Origin of the sequence: Saccharospirillum sp. HFRX-2 (assembly GCF_043196805.1) — a bacterium.
Classification (GTDB): domain Bacteria; phylum Pseudomonadota; class Gammaproteobacteria; order Pseudomonadales; family Natronospirillaceae; genus Saccharospirillum.
In genome coordinates this window covers 363,604-379,339 of record NZ_JBEBMU010000001.1, presented here as the reverse complement: position 1 = coordinate 379,339, position 15,736 = coordinate 363,604, and the positions used below count along the sequence as shown (strand labels likewise).

16 protein-coding genes are annotated in these 15,736 nt (G+C 57.4%); 5 read left to right on the top strand and 11 right to left on the bottom strand.

The window, feature by feature from the left end; genetic code table 11:
* Positions 1–17 precede the first annotated feature (17 nt).
* Positions 18–1,094 carry a class II fructose-bisphosphate aldolase gene (gene fbaA, locus ABMA60_RS01930; protein WP_392797884.1) on the bottom strand — a complete coding sequence of 359 codons (1,077 nt, stop codon included), beginning with the start codon at positions 1,092–1,094 and terminating at the stop codon, positions 18–20.
* Between the two features lie 48 nt (positions 1,095–1,142).
* Positions 1,143–2,306 carry a phosphoglycerate kinase gene (locus tag ABMA60_RS01925; RefSeq protein ID WP_392797881.1) on the bottom strand — a complete coding sequence of 388 codons (1,164 nt, stop codon included), beginning with the start codon at positions 2,304–2,306 and terminating at the stop codon, positions 1,143–1,145.
* 169 nt (positions 2,307–2,475) lie between these two features.
* On the opposite strand from ABMA60_RS01925, the gene udk reads away from it, so the two are divergent.
* Positions 2,476–3,111: a uridine kinase gene (gene udk, locus ABMA60_RS01920; RefSeq protein ID WP_392797878.1), complete on the top strand. Its 636-nt coding sequence runs from the start codon at positions 2,476–2,478 to the stop codon at positions 3,109–3,111.
* Here udk and ABMA60_RS01915 read toward each other — a convergent pair.
* The 4 genes from ABMA60_RS01915 to ABMA60_RS01900 are packed head-to-tail and all read right to left on the bottom strand — an operon-like array spanning position 3,105 to position 6,966.
* Positions 3,105–3,959 (bottom strand): ABC transporter permease, encoded by an 855-nt coding sequence (locus tag ABMA60_RS01915; RefSeq protein ID WP_392797875.1) that lies wholly within the window; start codon positions 3,957–3,959, stop codon positions 3,105–3,107. The genes udk and ABMA60_RS01915 overlap by 7 nt on opposite strands.
* Positions 3,956–4,816: an ABC transporter permease gene (locus tag ABMA60_RS01910; RefSeq protein ID WP_392797873.1), complete on the bottom strand. Its 861-nt coding sequence runs from the start codon at positions 4,814–4,816 to the stop codon at positions 3,956–3,958. Before ABMA60_RS01910 ends, ABMA60_RS01915 begins: the two co-directional genes overlap by 4 nt.
* Positions 4,813–5,895, bottom strand: a complete 1,083-nt coding sequence (locus ABMA60_RS01905) for an ABC transporter ATP-binding protein (protein WP_392797871.1) — start codon at positions 5,893–5,895, stop codon at positions 4,813–4,815. The genes ABMA60_RS01910 and ABMA60_RS01905 overlap by 4 nt, the downstream gene beginning before the upstream one ends.
* A gap of 6 nt (positions 5,896–5,901) precedes the next feature.
* Positions 5,902–6,966 (bottom strand): extracellular solute-binding protein, encoded by a 1,065-nt coding sequence (locus ABMA60_RS01900; protein ID WP_392797868.1) that lies wholly within the window; start codon positions 6,964–6,966, stop codon positions 5,902–5,904.
* A gap of 208 nt (positions 6,967–7,174) precedes the next feature.
* Here ABMA60_RS01900 and ABMA60_RS01895 point away from each other — a divergent pair, with 208 nt between their 5' ends.
* A complete protein-coding gene (locus ABMA60_RS01895) occupies positions 7,175–7,768 on the top strand; it encodes a DUF924 family protein (RefSeq protein ID WP_392797866.1) in 594 nt (197 codons plus the stop codon).
* Between the two features lie 67 nt (positions 7,769–7,835).
* Positions 7,836–8,567: a DsbA family protein gene (locus ABMA60_RS01890; protein WP_392797863.1), complete on the top strand. Its 732-nt coding sequence runs from the start codon at positions 7,836–7,838 to the stop codon at positions 8,565–8,567.
* A gap of 78 nt (positions 8,568–8,645) precedes the next feature.
* Here the strand turns inward: ABMA60_RS01890 and ABMA60_RS01885 are convergent, their stop codons facing one another.
* From ABMA60_RS01885 to ABMA60_RS01870, 4 genes are all read right to left on the bottom strand, one after another.
* Positions 8,646–9,413, bottom strand: a complete 768-nt coding sequence (locus tag ABMA60_RS01885) for a lysophospholipid acyltransferase family protein (protein WP_392797861.1) — start codon at positions 9,411–9,413, stop codon at positions 8,646–8,648.
* 147 nt (positions 9,414–9,560) lie between these two features.
* Positions 9,561–11,627 carry a glycine--tRNA ligase subunit beta gene (gene glyS / locus ABMA60_RS01880; protein ID WP_392797859.1) on the bottom strand — a complete coding sequence of 689 codons (2,067 nt, stop codon included), beginning with the start codon at positions 11,625–11,627 and terminating at the stop codon, positions 9,561–9,563.
* Positions 11,624–12,592: a glycine--tRNA ligase subunit alpha gene (glyQ, locus tag ABMA60_RS01875; protein WP_392797856.1), complete on the bottom strand. Its 969-nt coding sequence runs from the start codon at positions 12,590–12,592 to the stop codon at positions 11,624–11,626. The genes glyS and glyQ overlap by 4 nt, the downstream gene beginning before the upstream one ends.
* A 111-nt stretch (positions 12,593–12,703) precedes the next feature.
* On the bottom strand, positions 12,704–13,336 hold the full coding sequence (locus ABMA60_RS01870) for a TetR/AcrR family transcriptional regulator (protein ID WP_392797853.1): 633 nt from the start codon (positions 13,334–13,336) through the stop codon (positions 12,704–12,706).
* A gap of 104 nt (positions 13,337–13,440) precedes the next feature.
* Between ABMA60_RS01870 and ABMA60_RS01865 the strand changes: the two genes are divergently transcribed.
* Complete coding sequence (locus ABMA60_RS01865; protein WP_392797850.1) at positions 13,441–13,986, top strand: GFA family protein; 546 nt, start codon at positions 13,441–13,443, stop codon at positions 13,984–13,986.
* Positions 13,976–14,278, top strand: coding sequence for a DUF6958 family protein (locus ABMA60_RS01860; protein ID WP_392797847.1), 303 nt, complete (start codon positions 13,976–13,978; stop codon positions 14,276–14,278). The genes ABMA60_RS01865 and ABMA60_RS01860 overlap by 11 nt, the downstream gene beginning before the upstream one ends.
* On the opposite strand, the gene ABMA60_RS01855 is transcribed toward ABMA60_RS01860, so the two are convergent.
* A complete protein-coding gene (locus tag ABMA60_RS01855; RefSeq protein WP_392797845.1) occupies positions 14,275–15,723 on the bottom strand; it encodes a TrkH family potassium uptake protein in 1,449 nt (482 codons plus the stop codon). The genes ABMA60_RS01860 and ABMA60_RS01855 overlap by 4 nt on opposite strands.
* Between the last annotated feature and the right edge of the window lie 13 nt (positions 15,724–15,736).

Here is a 15,736-nt window from a genome sequence, read left to right as displayed (position 1 = left end):
ACCGGCTTGTGTCAGTCTCAGTTACGACCGACAGCGTTCAGGTCAGCAAAGGTTTTTTCCAGTCGCTTGACCATGCTTTCTTCGCCTTTGCGCAACCAAACGCGCGGGTCGTAGAACTTCTTGTTCGGCTTGTCGTCGCCTTCAGGGTTACCGATCTGGCTTTGCAGATAGGCTTCGTTTTCCTGGTAGTAGGCGCGAATACCATCCCAGTTGGCCCATTGCGTATCGGTGTCGATGTTCATCTTGATGACGCCGTAGCTGATCGCTTCCTTGATTTCCGCTTCGGTAGAACCAGAGCCGCCGTGGAAGACAAAGTTCAGAGCGTTGTTCTCCAGGCCGAAAACCTCGGCGCAGTGCGCTTGGGAATCGCGCAAAATAGTCGGCTTCAGTTTGACGTTGCCCGGCTTATAAACACCGTGCACGTTGCCGAATGAAGCAGCGATGGTGAAGCGCGGGCTGATGGCGTTCAGCACTTTATAAGCGTAAGCCACATCTTCAGGCTTGGTGTAGAGGTTCGATTCATCGACGTCGCTGTTATCGACACCGTCTTCTTCACCACCGGTGACACCCAGTTCGATTTCCAGCGTCATACCCATTTTGCTCATACGCGTAAGGTACTGGGCGCAGGTGTCGACGTTGTCTTCCAGGCTGTCTTCCGACAAATCGATCATATGCGAAGAGAACAGCGGCTTGCCGGTTTCGGCGAAGTGTTTTTCACCGGCATCGAGCAGGCCATCAATCCAGGGCAGCAACTTACGGGCAGCGTGGTCGGTGTGCAGAATGACCGGCACGCCGTAGGATTCGGCCACTGCATGCACATGGCGGGCACCGGCCAGGGCGCCCAAAATGGCGTTGCCCTGACCCTCGAGTTTCAGACCTTTACCGGCCAAAAAGCCAGCACCACCGTTGGAGAACTGAATGATCACTGGCGAGCCGACACGCGCGGCCGCTTCCAGAGTAGCGTTGATGGTATCGGTGTTAACGCAGTTAACCGCCGGCAGCGCGAAGCCTTCGGCTTTGGCGACTTCAAAAATCTTCTGTACATCGTCGCCAACGGCGACACCGGGTTTGACGACATCGAGTACTTTGGTCATAGCTGGAACCCTCTTGCTGGGGCGGCCAAGCCGCCCATCGGTGTTATTTTAGTCTTGGGCGCGTTGCTCGAGAATTTCAACAGCGGGCAGCTTTTTACCTTCGACAAATTCCAGGAAAGCGCCACCGCCGGTGGAGATATAGGAGAAGCGGTCTTCCATATCGAACTTCTGCACCGCCGCGATCACATCGCCGCCGCCCAGAACAGAGAACGCGCCGCTGTCGGCAATGGCTTCGGCGACGGCTTTGGTGCCCTCAGCGAAGTTGTCGAATTCAAACACGCCGCACGGGCCGTTCCACAAGATGGTCTTGGCGCCTTTCAGAATTTCTGCGTACTTGGCGGCGGTTTCCGGACCCAGATCCATGATCTCTTCGTTGTCTTCAACCTGGTCGACCGGCTTGATGGTGGCCTTGGCGCTGGCGCTGAATTCGGTGCCAACGCGGACGTCGACCGGCTCAGGAATGTCGAGCTTTTCCATCAGCGCTTTGGCATCGGGAATCAGGTCTTTTTCGTGCAGTGACTGACCGACGTTATAGCCGCGCGCGGCGACGAAGGTGTTGGAGATACCGCCGCCAACAATCAGCCGATCACAGATCTTGGACAGGCTTTCCAGCACGGTCAGCTTGGTCGACACCTTGGCACCACCGACGACAGCGACCATAGGCCGTTGCGGGTTGTCCATCACCGCACCGAGCGCTTCCAGCTCAGCGGCCAACAAGGGGCCGGCACAGGCGATGGGTGCGAACTTGGCGACACCGTGGGTTGAAGCTTGAGCACGGTGAGCGGTACCGAAGGCATCCATCACATAGACGTCGCACAGCGCCGCCATTTTTTGTGACAGGCCGTCTTCGTTTTTCTTCTCGCCGACGTTAAAGCGGACGTTTTCCAGCATGACCACCGGCGCATCGCTGTCGACACCATCGACCCAGTCTTTGATCAATGGAATATCACGGCCCAGCAACTTACTCATGTATTCAGCAACCGGCGCCAGGGACGCTTTGGCATCGTATTGGCCTTCTTCCGGACGACCCAGGTGCGACATGATCATCACCTGAGCGCCTTGCTTAAGTGCAAGTTCAATAGTGGGCAAGGAGGCGCGGATGCGCTTGTCCGAGGTCACTTGGCCGTTGTCGTCCAGCGGGACGTTCAGATCCTGACGAATCAGTACGCGTTTTCCAGCAAGATCGAGGTCGGACATCTTGATCACAGACATGGCGGTTCCTTTCGGCGAAAAATGTAAGGGCAGCCATTGTAGACCTTGAGGCGGCTCGAATCACCCGCTTTGTAATTTTCCTACATTTTGGCGACCGCGCAGACAGAATCCCGGACCTTTGTTACACTGCGCACCCAGCTTGCCCACCCACTTAGAAGCTGGATTTTCGATGAATACCGCCCCTATTTTTATCGGCATCGCTGGCGCGTCCGCGTCCGGTAAAAGCCTGTTAGCCGGCACCGTCTACGACGAATTGCGCCGTGAACTGGGCGAAGACGCCCTCGCCATCATCAAAGAAGACAGCTACTACCGCGACCGCAGCGAACTGACGTTCGAAGAACGCGAAGCCATCAACTACGACCACCCCAACGCCTTCGATCATGACCTGCTGATCGAACACCTGGACCAGCTATCGGCCGGCCAGGACGTCGAAATCCCCATCTACGACTTCACCATCCACAACCGCTCAGCGGAAACCTTTCCGCTGAAACCGGTGCGCATCATCATCATCGAAGGCATTTTGATTCTGCACGACAAGGCCATCCGCAAACGCCTGGATGCCAAGGTCTATATGGAAACACCGCTGGATATCTGTCTGGTGCGCCGCCTGCAACGCGACATCGCCGAACGCGGCCGCACCGTGGAATCGGTCATTGAGCAGTACAAGCGCACGGTACGACCGATGTTTCTGGAGTTTATCGAACCGACCAAACAATTCGCCGACATCATCGTGCCGCGCGGCGGTAAAAACCGCGTCGCCATCGAAATGATTAAAGCGCGGATTCTGCAGATGCTCGGTCACTGAGACCGGCGCAAGGTCGCCATCGCCAACAGCGCCGATACCGCCATCAGTAACAAGGCCACTGCATTCAACACCGGGGTCGATCCCTCGCGCAGCCGGTTAAACAACGCAACTGTTAAAGGTGTGTCGCTGCCAGTGAGCATGACGGTGGTGTTAAAGTTCTCGAACGACATCAAAAACGCCATGGCCGCCGCGCCAAGAATGGCGGGCAATAACCAGGGCAAGGTGACGGTAAACCAGGCGACTATCGGAGTGGCGCCGAGGTTCAAGGCGGCTTCTTCCAACTGTGGATCGAACTTGCGCAAGCGCGCGGCAATGATCAGCGTCGACAGGGTGGTAATAAAGGCCACCTGACCGGCAATCACCAGCGGCAGACCCGGCCGGAACAGATCCAGCTCGATGCCCCAGCGCATGGAAACATCGTTTGCCATGCCGCTGTAAAACACCAGAATCGACACGCCCAGAATCACACCGGGAATAACCAACGGCAGCAACATCACCAGGTAGAGCAACTCCTTGCCGCGAAACTCAATCCGCTCGAACAGCACAGCATTCACACAACCGAGCGCCACCGAAATAACCGTCACCCAGAACGCCACCAGCACACTGACCCATAGCGCGCTCAGCAACCCTTGGTCGTGAAACAGGCCAGTGCGGTTGCCGCTTTCGGCGGCGTCGGCGAAATACCAATCGAGGGTAAAACCCTGCCAGGGCAGCGACGGGAAATTGGAATCGTTAAAGGCGAACACCGCCGTCACCAACAACGGCAAGGCGAGATACAGAAAGAACGCCAACAGGTACAGCAGGTACAAGCCGTTAAAGAGGCGCGAACGCGGTACCGAGCGAATCATCCCAACACCTTGCGCAAGTTCTGGCCAGTTAAGCGCAAGCCCAGCCAAACCAGTAAAGACGATAACACCAGCAACAGCACACCCAGGGCAGCGCCCTGTTCCCAATTAAAACGGGTAATAAACTGGGTAAAAATCTGCTGAGTAAACCAGGCGCTGTCTTTACCACCCATCAGCGTTGGCGTCAGGTAAGAACCCAAGGTCAGCATAAAGACGACGATGCAGCCGGAAACAACACCGGGCATCGCCCAGGGAATGACCACGTCACGCAGCACATGCCAGTGGTTGCCGCCGAGGTCATAACCGGCCTCGACCAGGTTGTCGTCGAGACCGTCGAGGGTGGTCACCAGCGGCACCACCATAAACAGCAGAGCGTTGTAGACCAGGCCCACAATCACCGCCGCATCGTTGTAGAGCAATTCCACCGGACCATCGACCCAGCCCAGCGTCTGCAACCAACTACTGAACAAACCGCTTTCGCGCAGCAGTATCATCCAGCCGTAAGTACGCACCAATTCGCTCGCCCAGAACGGAATCAGACAGGCCAGAAACAGTAAGCCACGTGCGCGGCCGCGCGCCAGTTTGGCGATGTACCAGGCGATGGGAAAACCAATCAGCAAGGTCAGCGCCGTGGTCAGCAACGACATCACACCGGTGCGAATAAAGGTGCGCCAATAATAGGATTCAGCGAAGAAGTTGCTGTATTGAGTAACGCCCCAGTTAAGGGTGTCCCAGCTTTCGCGCACCTGGAAAGAGATGCGCAACATCTGAATATGCGGCAAGACCACCAACAGCACGATCCACAGCGCGAAAGGCGTCAGCAACAGCAGCAGTGATAATTTGCCCGCCGTCCGGTTCACAGCTTCGCCTCGGCAAACACCGTCGCCCGGCTCGGTTCCCAGCCCAGCGAAACCTGAGCGCCTGGCGGCAAATCACCGACCGAACCATCCTGTGGCAAACGCGCAAAGAGCTCGTGCTCACCCAGGCGGGTTTCGATGCGGCTGTTGGCGCCATCGAACAGGGTGGTACTCAACTGGGTATCGATGCGACTGAAGGCGGCGGGTAAATCGGCGCCAATCAGCATCGATTCCGGACGGATAAAGAGTGAAGCGCGCTGCCCGACGGTTAATGACGATGAGGGGCGCCCACTGACTTCGGTGCCGTTGTCGAGTCGCAAACGGACTCGCTCGGTATCGACACTGAGCACCTCGCCATCGAGGCGATTGTTGTCCCCGACAAAACTCGCCACGAAAGGCGTGGCCGGTTCGCGATACAACACATCCGGTGCCGCGACCTGATCAAACCGACCCTTGCGCATCACCGCCACCCGATCGGACATCACCAACGCTTCGGACTGATCGTGGGTGATATAAACAAAGGTGGTGCCGAAGGCTTTCTGCAAATGCTTGAGCTCGACTTTCATCTGCTCGCGCAGTTTCAGATCGAGCGCGCCCAGCGGTTCATCGAGCAACAACAAGGTCGGTTCCAACACCAGACAGCGTGCCAAAGCGACACGCTGACGCTGGCCGCCGCTCAACTGCTGCGGCATGCGATCGCCCAGACCCGGCAGGCCGACCTGCTCCAACACCCGCTCGGTTTTGCGGCGACGCTCAGCGGCAGCGACCTTGCGGCGCTTCAGGCCATAACCGATGTTGTCGGCAACGTTCATGGTCGGGAACAAAGCCAGATGCTGAAACACCATGTTCACCGGCCGCTTGTTCGGCGGCACGGTGTTCATGCGTTGATCGCGAATAAAGATGTCGCCGGAATCGGGTCGATCAAAGCCGGCCAACAGACGCAACAAGGTGGTTTTACCGCAACCAGATGGACCGAGAATCGAGAAAAACGAACCGGCCGGAACGTCCAGCGACACCTGATCCACCGCCCGTTGTTCACCGAAGCGGCGGACCAGGTCGGTGCAATAGAGATCGGAACTCATCAGCGTTTAGTTCGCCGCCTGAATGCGATCGAGCACCTGACCTTCGATGGCTTCCAGACCCGGCGGCACTGGCGGATACCAGTTGATATTATCCAGGGCGTCCTGATCGAAGCTGGCGCGGTAGGCATCGCGCAACTCAGCCCGCACAAAAGCATCGGCACCCACAGAAGCGGTGAAGTTACCGGACTGGTTAGTGATCTGGGCGGCAATTTCCGGACGCATCACAAAATTGATCCACTGGTAAGCCGCATCGACGTTCTCGGCGCGACGCGGCAGCGCAAAGGTATCGATCCAACCCAAGGCACCGGATTCCGGAGCGACGAAATTGATTGACGGATCTTCGGCGTGCAAAGTCCAGCCACCGGCATCCCAGGCCATGGCGGCGGTGACTTCACCAGTGCGCAGCAGAGCCAGTAATTGATCGCCACCGCTCCAGTAGGTTTTAACGTTCTCTTTGCAGTCGATCAGTTCGGCTTCGACTTTTTCCAAAATGGCGCGGTACTCGCTTTCATTGTCGTAAGCCGCGAACGGATCTTCACCCATAGCAAAAGCGAAACCGATCAGCGTTGGGCGTTTCAGGCGGTAAGACACGCGACCGGCGACCGCGTCGGAACACAGATCGGTGTAGTCAGTGACGTCAGCGGCGACCGAATTGGCGACGATCAAACCGCTGGTGCCCCAGACCGCCGGCACACCATATTGATTGCCGCTCAACGAGGTGGATTGGCGTGTGGCGCTCAACATGGAGGTCTGAAACAGTCCGGTCTCGATGCGGCTCATATCCAGCGGCTGATAAATATTGAACTGACGCTGGACGCCAATAATGCGGTCCTGACTTGGCTGCGCCAGATCGAAACCGGCACCGCCGGTGGCGCGCAGCTTGGAAATCATATCTTCGTTATTCGACAGCGTGATTTGAACGTCGATGCCAGTCTCTTCTTCAAACTGGGCAACGACGGCATCCGGAGCGTAGCCACCCCAGGTAAGCAAACGCAGTTCGTCAGCCTGAGCGGACGTCATAAACCAGGTCGTAGCCAGTAAACCCAGCCCTAAGCGGTGCAGTGTATTCATAGTGCTTTCCTCAGCTTCCAGTGCAGATTAAAAGACGTTTGAATTCGACCCCGACACGCTAGGGTCAATATATGGCAAATTGATGACTAGCGGTCAAACACTGTGTTGACCGGTCAGCAGACTGCAAATCCGCTGGACCTGGTTCGGCAACGGTCTGTTAAACTCTGCCTCCTGCGCTGCCCGCTGGCAGGCCACCCGAGGACGTCCGATGACACCCTGGCAACCCATTCTCGATTTTTGGTTTGGCGATCAGGAACCACCGGAGCCGGCGTTCCGCAAACGCTGGTTCAGTGGCGGCGCCGAGGTTGATCAACAAATTGCCGAACGCTTTGGCGAGTTACATCAGCGCGCTGTCGAGGGGGAACTTGACGCCTGGCTGCTGCACCCGCACGGCCGGCTGGCGATGATCCTGCTGATCGACCAGTTCAGCCGTAATCTGTATCGTGGTCGCGCCGAAGCTTTTAGCTGGGATCATCTGGCCCAGCAATGGACGTTGGAAGCACTGGACGAAGAGCATTACCAAAGTCTGGCCGCCAGCGGCCGGATGTTCTGTTTGATGCCGCTGATGCACGCTGAGGATCTGGCGTTGCACGACCGTCTGGCAAAAACCATAGAGCAGCTATGCAAAGACTTCCCGCAACAGCTGGATTTCCTTGAAAGCCTGCGCGAATCCGCGATCGAACACCGCGATATCATCGTTCGTTTCGGTCGCTACCCGCACCGCAATGCAGTGCTGAACCGAACATCGACAGCCGAGGAGATGGGCTACCTCGCTGGTGATGCTGCCCGCTTCGGGCAATAACCTTGAAACTCCTGGAGCCACTCCAGGTCTAAGCAAACCGGACTAGCCGGTAAATGGAGACACCAAGATGAAACGGTTACGCTTAACCTTACTGTCACTGCTGCCCAGTCTGCTATTGAGCAGCTTCGCCATGGCAGACAACCTGACCCAAGCTCAAATCGAGCAGTTGGTACACGACTATCTGTTGGAACACCCGGAAGTGATCCAACAATCTTTGGATCGTTATGAGCAACAACAGGCCGCGGCGCGCCAGGCTGCCGAACAAGAACGATTGGCAGGCATGACCGAGCAACTGGAATCCGGCGCCAACGATCCCGTCATCGGCAATCCCGACGGCAGCCTGACACTGGTTGAGTTTTACGATTACAACTGCGGCTACTGCAAGCGTGCCGATCCAACCGTTCAGGCGCTGATCGAAGCCAACCCGGATTTGCGTGTGGTCTATAAAGAGTTTCCCATTCTGGCGGAAACTTCGGTGACCGCAGCCAAGGCGTCACTGGCCTTCCATCACCTCTACCCCGAGCAGTTTGAAGATTTCCATCGCAGCCTGTTAGGCCGTCGTTCACTGCCATCCGACGACGCAGTCTGGGATACCGTTGCCAGCATGGACGATGTCGATGTAGCGGCGGTACGAGAGGAAAGTCAGGCCGATTGGGTACAGCAGACACTGGCTCAAAATCGCCAGATGGCTCGCGATCTTGGCGTCAGCGGTACACCAACCTTTGTGATCGGTGGCCAGTTACTGAAAGGTGCTTATCCACAAGCCACCATCCAGGCGGCAATCGACGAAGCCAGCTGAGTTGATCAAACCCTCGGCATAAAAAAAACCCGGCATTGGCCGGGTTTTTTTATCGGTGCGAACATGGCCCGCGCAACATCAGGACACCGCGGCTGCCGAGTTATCGGGACTTACCGATGCTCGCTCACCGTGAATTCGCGCCAGGCCTTCACCAATGCAGCGCTCCGCTTCTTTCATCGCTTCACTGGCCGCCATATCGCCAACATAGATCGGCGGATGAATAATCACATCAATGGTGCCGGGCAATTTAACAAAGCGCTTATTCAGCCAGTAGTCGCCGGAATTGTGCGTGACCGGGATGATGGGCGCCTCAGCCGCCTTGGCCAGCACAGCTCCGCCACGGCGAAACGGCAGCATGGCATGGGCAGGAGCGCGAGTACCTTCGGGGAAGATCAGCACGAAGATGCCATCCTGCAACTTGGGTACACCCTGCTCCATAATTTGCGTCATCGAGGCTTTGCGGTCAGCACGGTCAATGGCAATCGGACGCAGCAATGAGAAGGTCCAGCCAAAAAACGGAATGCGCAGCAGGCTCTTTTTCACCACTTGAGTTTGCGGCCGGAACAGGCGCTGCAGGAAAAAGGTTTCCCAGGCGCTCTGATGGTTGGAGACAATCACGGCGGCGGTGCCATCCAGATGCTCCAGACCCGTGACCCGGTATTTGATGCCCAGAATCCAACGCGTACCCCAGACAGCCACCTTGGCCCAGGTGCCAATCACGAAGTGATAACGCAGCCGATAGGGTAATAGGAAGGCAAAAAAGCCGCAGAAACTGGCCCAGCAAATAGTGAAGGGGCCATAAAAACAGGCATAGAAAATAAAAGTTCGCAGATAAGCCAGCCACATAGCGCCGGTTCTCGCCCAAATTCAACACGAACATGCAGTTTAACGGCAATCTGCCAAACTGCGGTGTCGAAAAAGTGAATTGATCCTTTCCCGGGCGGAAAGAAGAGCGCCGCCATCGGCAGCGCGGGTTCATTATTACTGCTGTTATTACTGCAACAGCGAAATATCGGCCACCTGCAGGAACAACTGACGCAGGCATGACAGCACGGCCAGACGATTGGCGCGCACGGCGGCATCGTCGGCCATTACCATCACGCCGTCGAAGTAGGCGTCGACGCTGTCACGCAAACCGGCAAGACGTTGCAAGGTAGCTTGGTAATCGCTCGTCGCCAGCAACGGCGATACCTCCGCCTCGGCCGCTTGAATAGCGCTCCACAACTGGCCTTCCGGCGCTTCACTGAACAGCTTGGTATCCACCTCAGCCGCCACCTCATCGCCCGCCTTGCTGAGCAGGTTCGAGACTCGTTTATTCGCTGCCGCCAAGGCTTCGGCCTGATCCAGTACCGAGAAGTTGGCAACGGCTTTGACGCGACGATCGATATCCAGCGGACGACTCAATTCCAGCGCACGCACCGCCTGGAAGACGTCCGGACGAATACCGGCATCGCTGTACAGCGCACTAAAACGATCCAGCGCATAGCTGACCACCTGCTCCACGACAGAATCGCGCTGCGGCAAGTCGGCGTGTTGATCGGCGGCGTATGCCACCAGCTCACGCAAGTCCAAATCCAACTCACGTTCGACCAGAATACGCAGCACACCCAAGGCTGCCCGACGCAATGCAAACGGATCCTTGGTACCGGTCGGTGGCTGGCCGATGCCGAACAGTCCGGCCAGATTATCCAGTCGATCCGCCAGAGCGACGGCCATACCAGCGCGCATTTTGGGCAGTTCATCGCCAGCACCGGCGGGCAGATATTGCTCGGCAATGGCCTGGGCGACGTCCGGCTTCTCGCCGTCGTTCAAAGCGTAGTAGTAACCGGCAATGCCTTGCATGTCGTCGAATTCAAACACCATGTCGGTGACCAGATCGGCCTTGGCCAACCAGGCAGCGCGCTCGGCGCTGTCGACATCATCACCCAAGCGACGGGCGATCTCGGCAGCGATGGCTTTCAGGCGCTCAGCCTTTCCATAAAGCGTGCCCAGTTGCTGCTGGAAGGTAACGGCTTTGAGTTTTTCCACCCGATCAACCAGCGGTGTTTTGCGGTCGGTATCCCAGAAGAAGGCGGCATCGGCCAGGCGTGGACGAATCACTTTCTCGTTACCGGCAATCACCTGAGCCGGATCGCGGCTTTCCAGGTTGGCGATAAACACAAAGCTCGGCGCCAGTTCACCCTTATCGTTGACGGTTGGGAAATACTTCTGGTGTTCCTGCATGGAGGAGATCAGCGCTTCGGCCGGAACATCGAGGAAGCGTTGTTCAAAGCGACCGAGCAACGCCACCGGCCATTCGTTCAGAGCGGTCACTTCGTTGAGCAGATCGTCATCGATCACCACCTGGACGCCCGCCTCTTGGGCGACGCGCTCGGCTTCGCGCTTGATGGTATCGCGACGCTCGTCAAAGTCGGCCAATACATAGGCTTTTCTCAACGCCTCGGCGTAATCCGCCGGCTTGCTCAAAGCGATCGCCTCGGGGGCATGGAAGCGATGGCCACGGCTCTCATTACCGGATTCAACGCCGTAGACTTCAGCCGGTACCACCTCGTCACCGAGCAACATCACCAGCCACTGCACCGGACGCACGAATTCAGCGCGACTGTTACCCCAGCGCATGCGCTTGGGAATCGGCAAGGTATCGAGCGTTTGCTGCACCAGTTCAGGCAGCAGTTGCAACGCCGGCTTACCCGGTTCGACGCCGCGATACACCAGCCACTCGCCTTTATCGGTGTCCATGCGTTCCAGTTGATCGACGCTGACACCATTGGAACGGGCGAAGCCTTCGGCGGCCTTGGTTGGATTGCCGTCGGCATCGAAAGCGGCTTTCACCGCCGGGCCACGACGCTCAAAGGCTTCATCCGGCTGCGCCAGTTGCAGACCTTCTACCCACAGCGCCAGGCGACGTGGGGCGCCGTAACGATGGCTGTTGCCGTGGCTGAGACCAGCGCTTTCCAGGCGTTGCAGCAGACCTTCGGCAAAGGCGTCCTGCAGCGATTTCAATGCTTTGGGGGGCAGCTCTTCGGTGCCCAGTTCGATCAGAAAATCGGCCTGTGTCATGCGTTTTGATCCTTACTGTCGGCGTCGTCGGCACCGAGAATTTCATCACGCAGCGCCTGCGGCGCCATCGGGAAGCCCAGCGCTTTGCGGGCGTCGTAATAGGATTGCGCCACCGCCCGCGACAGCGTCCGCACGCGCAGAATGTAGCGCTGGCGTTCAGTCACCGAAATGGCGTGACGGGCGTCGAGCAGGTTGAAGGTGTGACCGGCCTTAAGAATCTGCTCGTAGGCGGGCAACGGCAGGTTGGCGTCGATCAGCTTTTGGGCTTCGCCTTCGTGGTATTCGAACTGGCGGAAGAGGTTATCAACGTCGGCGTATTCGAAGTTATAGGTCGATTGCTCGACTTCGTTCTGCAGGTAGACATCGCCGTAAGTTACTTCAGTGCCATCCGGGCCAACGGTCCAGATCAGGTCGTAGACGTTATCGACGTCCTGAATGTACATCGCCAGTCGTTCCAGACCGTAAGTCAGCTCGCCCGATACCGGATAACATTCGATGCCACCGACTTGCTGGAAGTAGGTGAACTGAGTCACCTCCATGCCATTCAACCAGATTTCCCAACCCAGACCCCAGGCGCCCAGCGTCGGGTTTTCCCAGTTGTCTTCAACAAAACGGATGTCATGCACCAATGGATCGATGCCGATGGCTTTCAGTGAACCCAGGTAGAGTTCCTGAATGTTGCTCGGGTTCGGCTTGAGGATCACCTGATACTGGTAATAGTGCTGCAGGCGGTTGGGATTTTCGCCGTAGCGGCCATCGGTCGGGCGGCGTGACGGCTGCACATAAGCTACGTTCCAGGTTTCCGGACCGAGCGCGCGCAAGAAGGTTGCCGGGTGGCTGGTGCCGGCGCCGACTTCCATATCCAGTGGTTGCAGAATGACGCAACCCTGGTCCGCCCAGTATTGCTGCAGCGTCAGGATCAAACCTTGGAAGGTCAGGCGATTATTGGCAGTCGTATCAGTCACAGCGGTCAGCCCCGGTGCTTGTTCGAATTTGGATGGTTGGTCAAAAACAGAGCGCCGCATTATACATAGGCGGGCGTGGTGGGTCACCGCAGGCCAGGGCCGCAAAAACAATTATTGATCGGCGCGAAAGGCACACAGGAAAATACGCACGCATTCGCGCGCGTGTTGATCCAACCAGTCAGCGCCGGGCAGGTTACTGGTACCGAGCAACATGGCGTTGTTGGTCGGCTCGCCCATCAACAGCCAATTAAAGTGGCTGGCGGCGGCTTTGGCATCGGCAACCTGGAGTTCACCCTGCTGACAATAATGCTCGATAGCGCGGGTCAGCCGATCGATGGAATAGGCCGGGCCCTGCTCGTGCAAAGCGCGTCCCAATTCAGGAAAACGATCCGACTCGGCAATCACCAGGCGACGCAATTCCAATAGTTCCGGCGTTATCACGATGCGCAGTTGCTCGGTCGCAAAGCTCAGCAGAAAAGCCTCGGCGTCTTGGTCGTCATAAGGGTCCTCTACACGTTGCCGATGAGCCGCCGCACCGCCACCGGTAAGACTGGCCACCAGCTCGACAAAGAGCGCCTCTTTAGAGTCGAAGTGGGCGTAGATGGTCTGTTTCGAGACGCCCGCCAGTTCCGCCAGCGTATCCATGCTGGTGCCAACATAGCCGTGCCGGAAAAATACCCTTTTGGCGGCCTGTAGAATTTTCTCACGACTGCGTCTGGCGCGAACTTGCGGTCCCGTTGTCATCCAGCATCCCCCTGCTCTTCAAGCCCAGTGTAGCCAGTTGCGATTGACCAACCAAACTAGACCGTCTAGTCTAGTTAGAACAAAAATCACCCAGGTATCTGGCCATGTCTGCCGAAACACCTTTGCGTTGCCGCTGTGGGAAAACCCAACTTACAGTGCAGGGCGAGCCGATTCTCAGCGCTGAATGTCTGTGCAACAGTTGCCGGCAGGCGGGCCTGGTTCTGCAATCTTTAGCCAACGCGCCGGTGGTGCTGAATGACTACGACGCCACCTCTTTTGTGCTCTACCGCAAAGACCGGGTGCGTTACCTCAGCGGCGTCGAAACACTGCGCGAACACCGCCTGACGCCCACCCGCAAGACCCGTCGTGTGATCGCCACCTGCTGCAACACCCCGATGTTTCTGGAGTTTTCGCAAGGTCACTGGCTCAGTCTGTACAGCCAACTGTGGCCAGAACAGCAACGACCCAGCCCGAAACTGCGCACCATGGTCAGCGATCTGCCGGACAAAGGCGCTGCGCTGCCAAAGGACATTCCTAATTATCGTTACCAGTCCGTGGGCTTCTTTTTCAAACTGCTGACTGCCTGGGCGGCCATGGGTTTTCGCACGCCGGCCATGCCCGCCATCAACGGAGCCCTGGATGAGCGCTGATAACGACAAAATAGCCATCGAAAGCATTACCTCGCCGCACCACATTCAGCGCGTTGATCGCTCCAAATACGAAGCCATGCGCGCGGCGCTGTTGGCGGTTCTGCCCGATACGCCGCCCGGATTGAGCGTCGCTGAAGCCAAGGCGGAACTGTTGCCACTACTGCCTGACGCTTTGTTCCCGGCGGGCGCCAAAGCCGGTTGGTGGTTAAAAGCTGTGCAGTTGGATTTGGAAGCCAAGGGCTTAATACAGCGGGTTGCTGGCAAGCCGCTCCGCTTACATCGAAACGGCTAACTGCGCCAGAATTGCGGTGAGAACAACACCAGCAGAGTGAAGATTTCCAGCCGGCCGAGCAGCATGGCAAAACACAACAGCCATTTGGCCAGCGCCGGTAGGTCGGCGTAGTGAGCCGCAACGTCGCCCAGACCCGGGCCGAGGTTATTGATCGAAGCGCCGACGGCCGACCAGGCGGTATCAAAATCCAGGCCGGTGCCGAGCAGCGCGAACAGCAAGGCGGCGTAGGTAATCACATAGAAACTGAAGAAACCCCAGACCGATTCCACCACTCTGTCTTCGATGCGTCGGTTGCCAATTTTGATCGGGAAGACGCCGGCCGGATGCACCAGGCGGCGGATTTCACGCAAGCCCTGTTTGATCAGCAACAAGGCGCGAATCACCTTGATGCCGCCAGCGGTCGAACCGGCGCAACCACCGATAAAAGACGCCATCAGCAACATGAACGGCAAGAACAGCGGCCAGGTGGAGAAGTCAGCGACGCCAAAGCCGGTGGTGGTGAGCACCGACACCGCTTCGAAAACGCCATAACGTAATGATTCACCGGGGCCATAGGTGCCGGCCAGCCAGAGCACCAGAACGGTCACGGCAATCAGAGCGACGGCAATAACCAGAAAAAACCGATATTCCGGATCGAAAAAATACTGCCGTAAACTGCGCATGCGCCAGGCCACAAAATGCAGCCCGAAGTTGGCGACCGACAACAACATAAAGGCGACCGCAATCAACTCAATCAAGGGGCTGTCAAAGTAACCAATGCTGGCATCGTGGGTGGAAAATCCACCGATGGCGACGGTGGCAAAGGCGTGACCGATGGCATCGAACAACGACATCCCCGCCGCCCAATAAGCCAGCGCGCAGATAATTGTCAGCGCCAGATAGACATACCACAACGCCTTGGCGGTTTCGGTAATGCGCGGTGTGAGTTTGTTGTCCTTCATCGGCCCGGGCGTTTCCGCACGATACAACTGCATGCCGCCAATACCGAGCATCGGCAGCACCGCTACCGCCAAAACGATGATGCCCAAACCGCCCATCCACTGCAGTTGCTGACGATAGAACAACAGGCTTTTAGGCTGATCATCGAGGCCGGTAATCACCGTCGCTCCGGTCGTCGTCAGGCCGGAAAAACTCTCAAAGAAGGAATCGGTGAAGGTGGTGGTCGCTGCGGGCGCCAGGGTAATGGGAATGGAACCGGCAAAGCCCAGCACGATCCAGAACAAAACGGTGATGATAAAACCATCGCGGGTACGCAGTTCGGCCTCGTGTCGGCGCACCGGTAACCAGAACACAAAACCAACGCTCAGCGTCAGCAGAAAACCCAGTACGAAGGCGTTGTGGATGCCGTCGCTGTAGATAAAGGACACCAGCACCGGCGGCAACATCGACAGACTGAACACCATCAACAACAAGCCGAGAACTTTTAGGGTCAGTCGAAAATGCATGGGGTCCGCCGAT

Bases quoted from the DNA above. Each gene is read 5' to 3' on its own strand.
- ABMA60_RS01860 (WP_392797847.1), top strand. From the start codon at position 13,976: ATGAGCGCTGATAACGACAAAATAGCCATCGAAAGCATTACCTCGCCG.
- udk (WP_392797878.1), top strand. From the start codon at position 2,476: ATGAATACCGCCCCTATTTTTATCGGCATCGCTGGCGCGTCCGCGTCC.
- ABMA60_RS01905 (WP_392797871.1), bottom strand. From the start codon at position 5,895: ATGAGTTCCGATCTCTATTGCACCGACCTGGTCCGCCGCTTCGGTGAA.
- ABMA60_RS01890 (WP_392797863.1), top strand. From the start codon at position 7,836: ATGAAACGGTTACGCTTAACCTTACTGTCACTGCTGCCCAGTCTGCTA.
- ABMA60_RS01900 (WP_392797868.1), bottom strand. From the start codon at position 6,966: ATGAATACACTGCACCGCTTAGGGCTGGGTTTACTGGCTACGACCTGG.
- ABMA60_RS01895 (WP_392797866.1), top strand. From the start codon at position 7,175: ATGACACCCTGGCAACCCATTCTCGATTTTTGGTTTGGCGATCAGGAA.
- ABMA60_RS01915 (WP_392797875.1), bottom strand. From the start codon at position 3,959: ATGATTCGCTCGGTACCGCGTTCGCGCCTCTTTAACGGCTTGTACCTG.
- fbaA (WP_392797884.1), bottom strand. From the start codon at position 1,094: ATGACCAAAGTACTCGATGTCGTCAAACCCGGTGTCGCCGTTGGCGAC.
- glyS (WP_392797859.1), bottom strand. From the start codon at position 11,627: ATGACACAGGCCGATTTTCTGATCGAACTGGGCACCGAAGAGCTGCCC.
- ABMA60_RS01855 (WP_392797845.1), bottom strand. From the start codon at position 15,723: ATGCATTTTCGACTGACCCTAAAAGTTCTCGGCTTGTTGTTGATGGTG.
- ABMA60_RS01885 (WP_392797861.1), bottom strand. From the start codon at position 9,413: ATGTGGCTGGCTTATCTGCGAACTTTTATTTTCTATGCCTGTTTTTAT.
- ABMA60_RS01870 (WP_392797853.1), bottom strand. From the start codon at position 13,336: ATGACAACGGGACCGCAAGTTCGCGCCAGACGCAGTCGTGAGAAAATT.
- ABMA60_RS01925 (WP_392797881.1), bottom strand. From the start codon at position 2,306: ATGTCTGTGATCAAGATGTCCGACCTCGATCTTGCTGGAAAACGCGTA.
- ABMA60_RS01865 (WP_392797850.1), top strand. From the start codon at position 13,441: ATGTCTGCCGAAACACCTTTGCGTTGCCGCTGTGGGAAAACCCAACTT.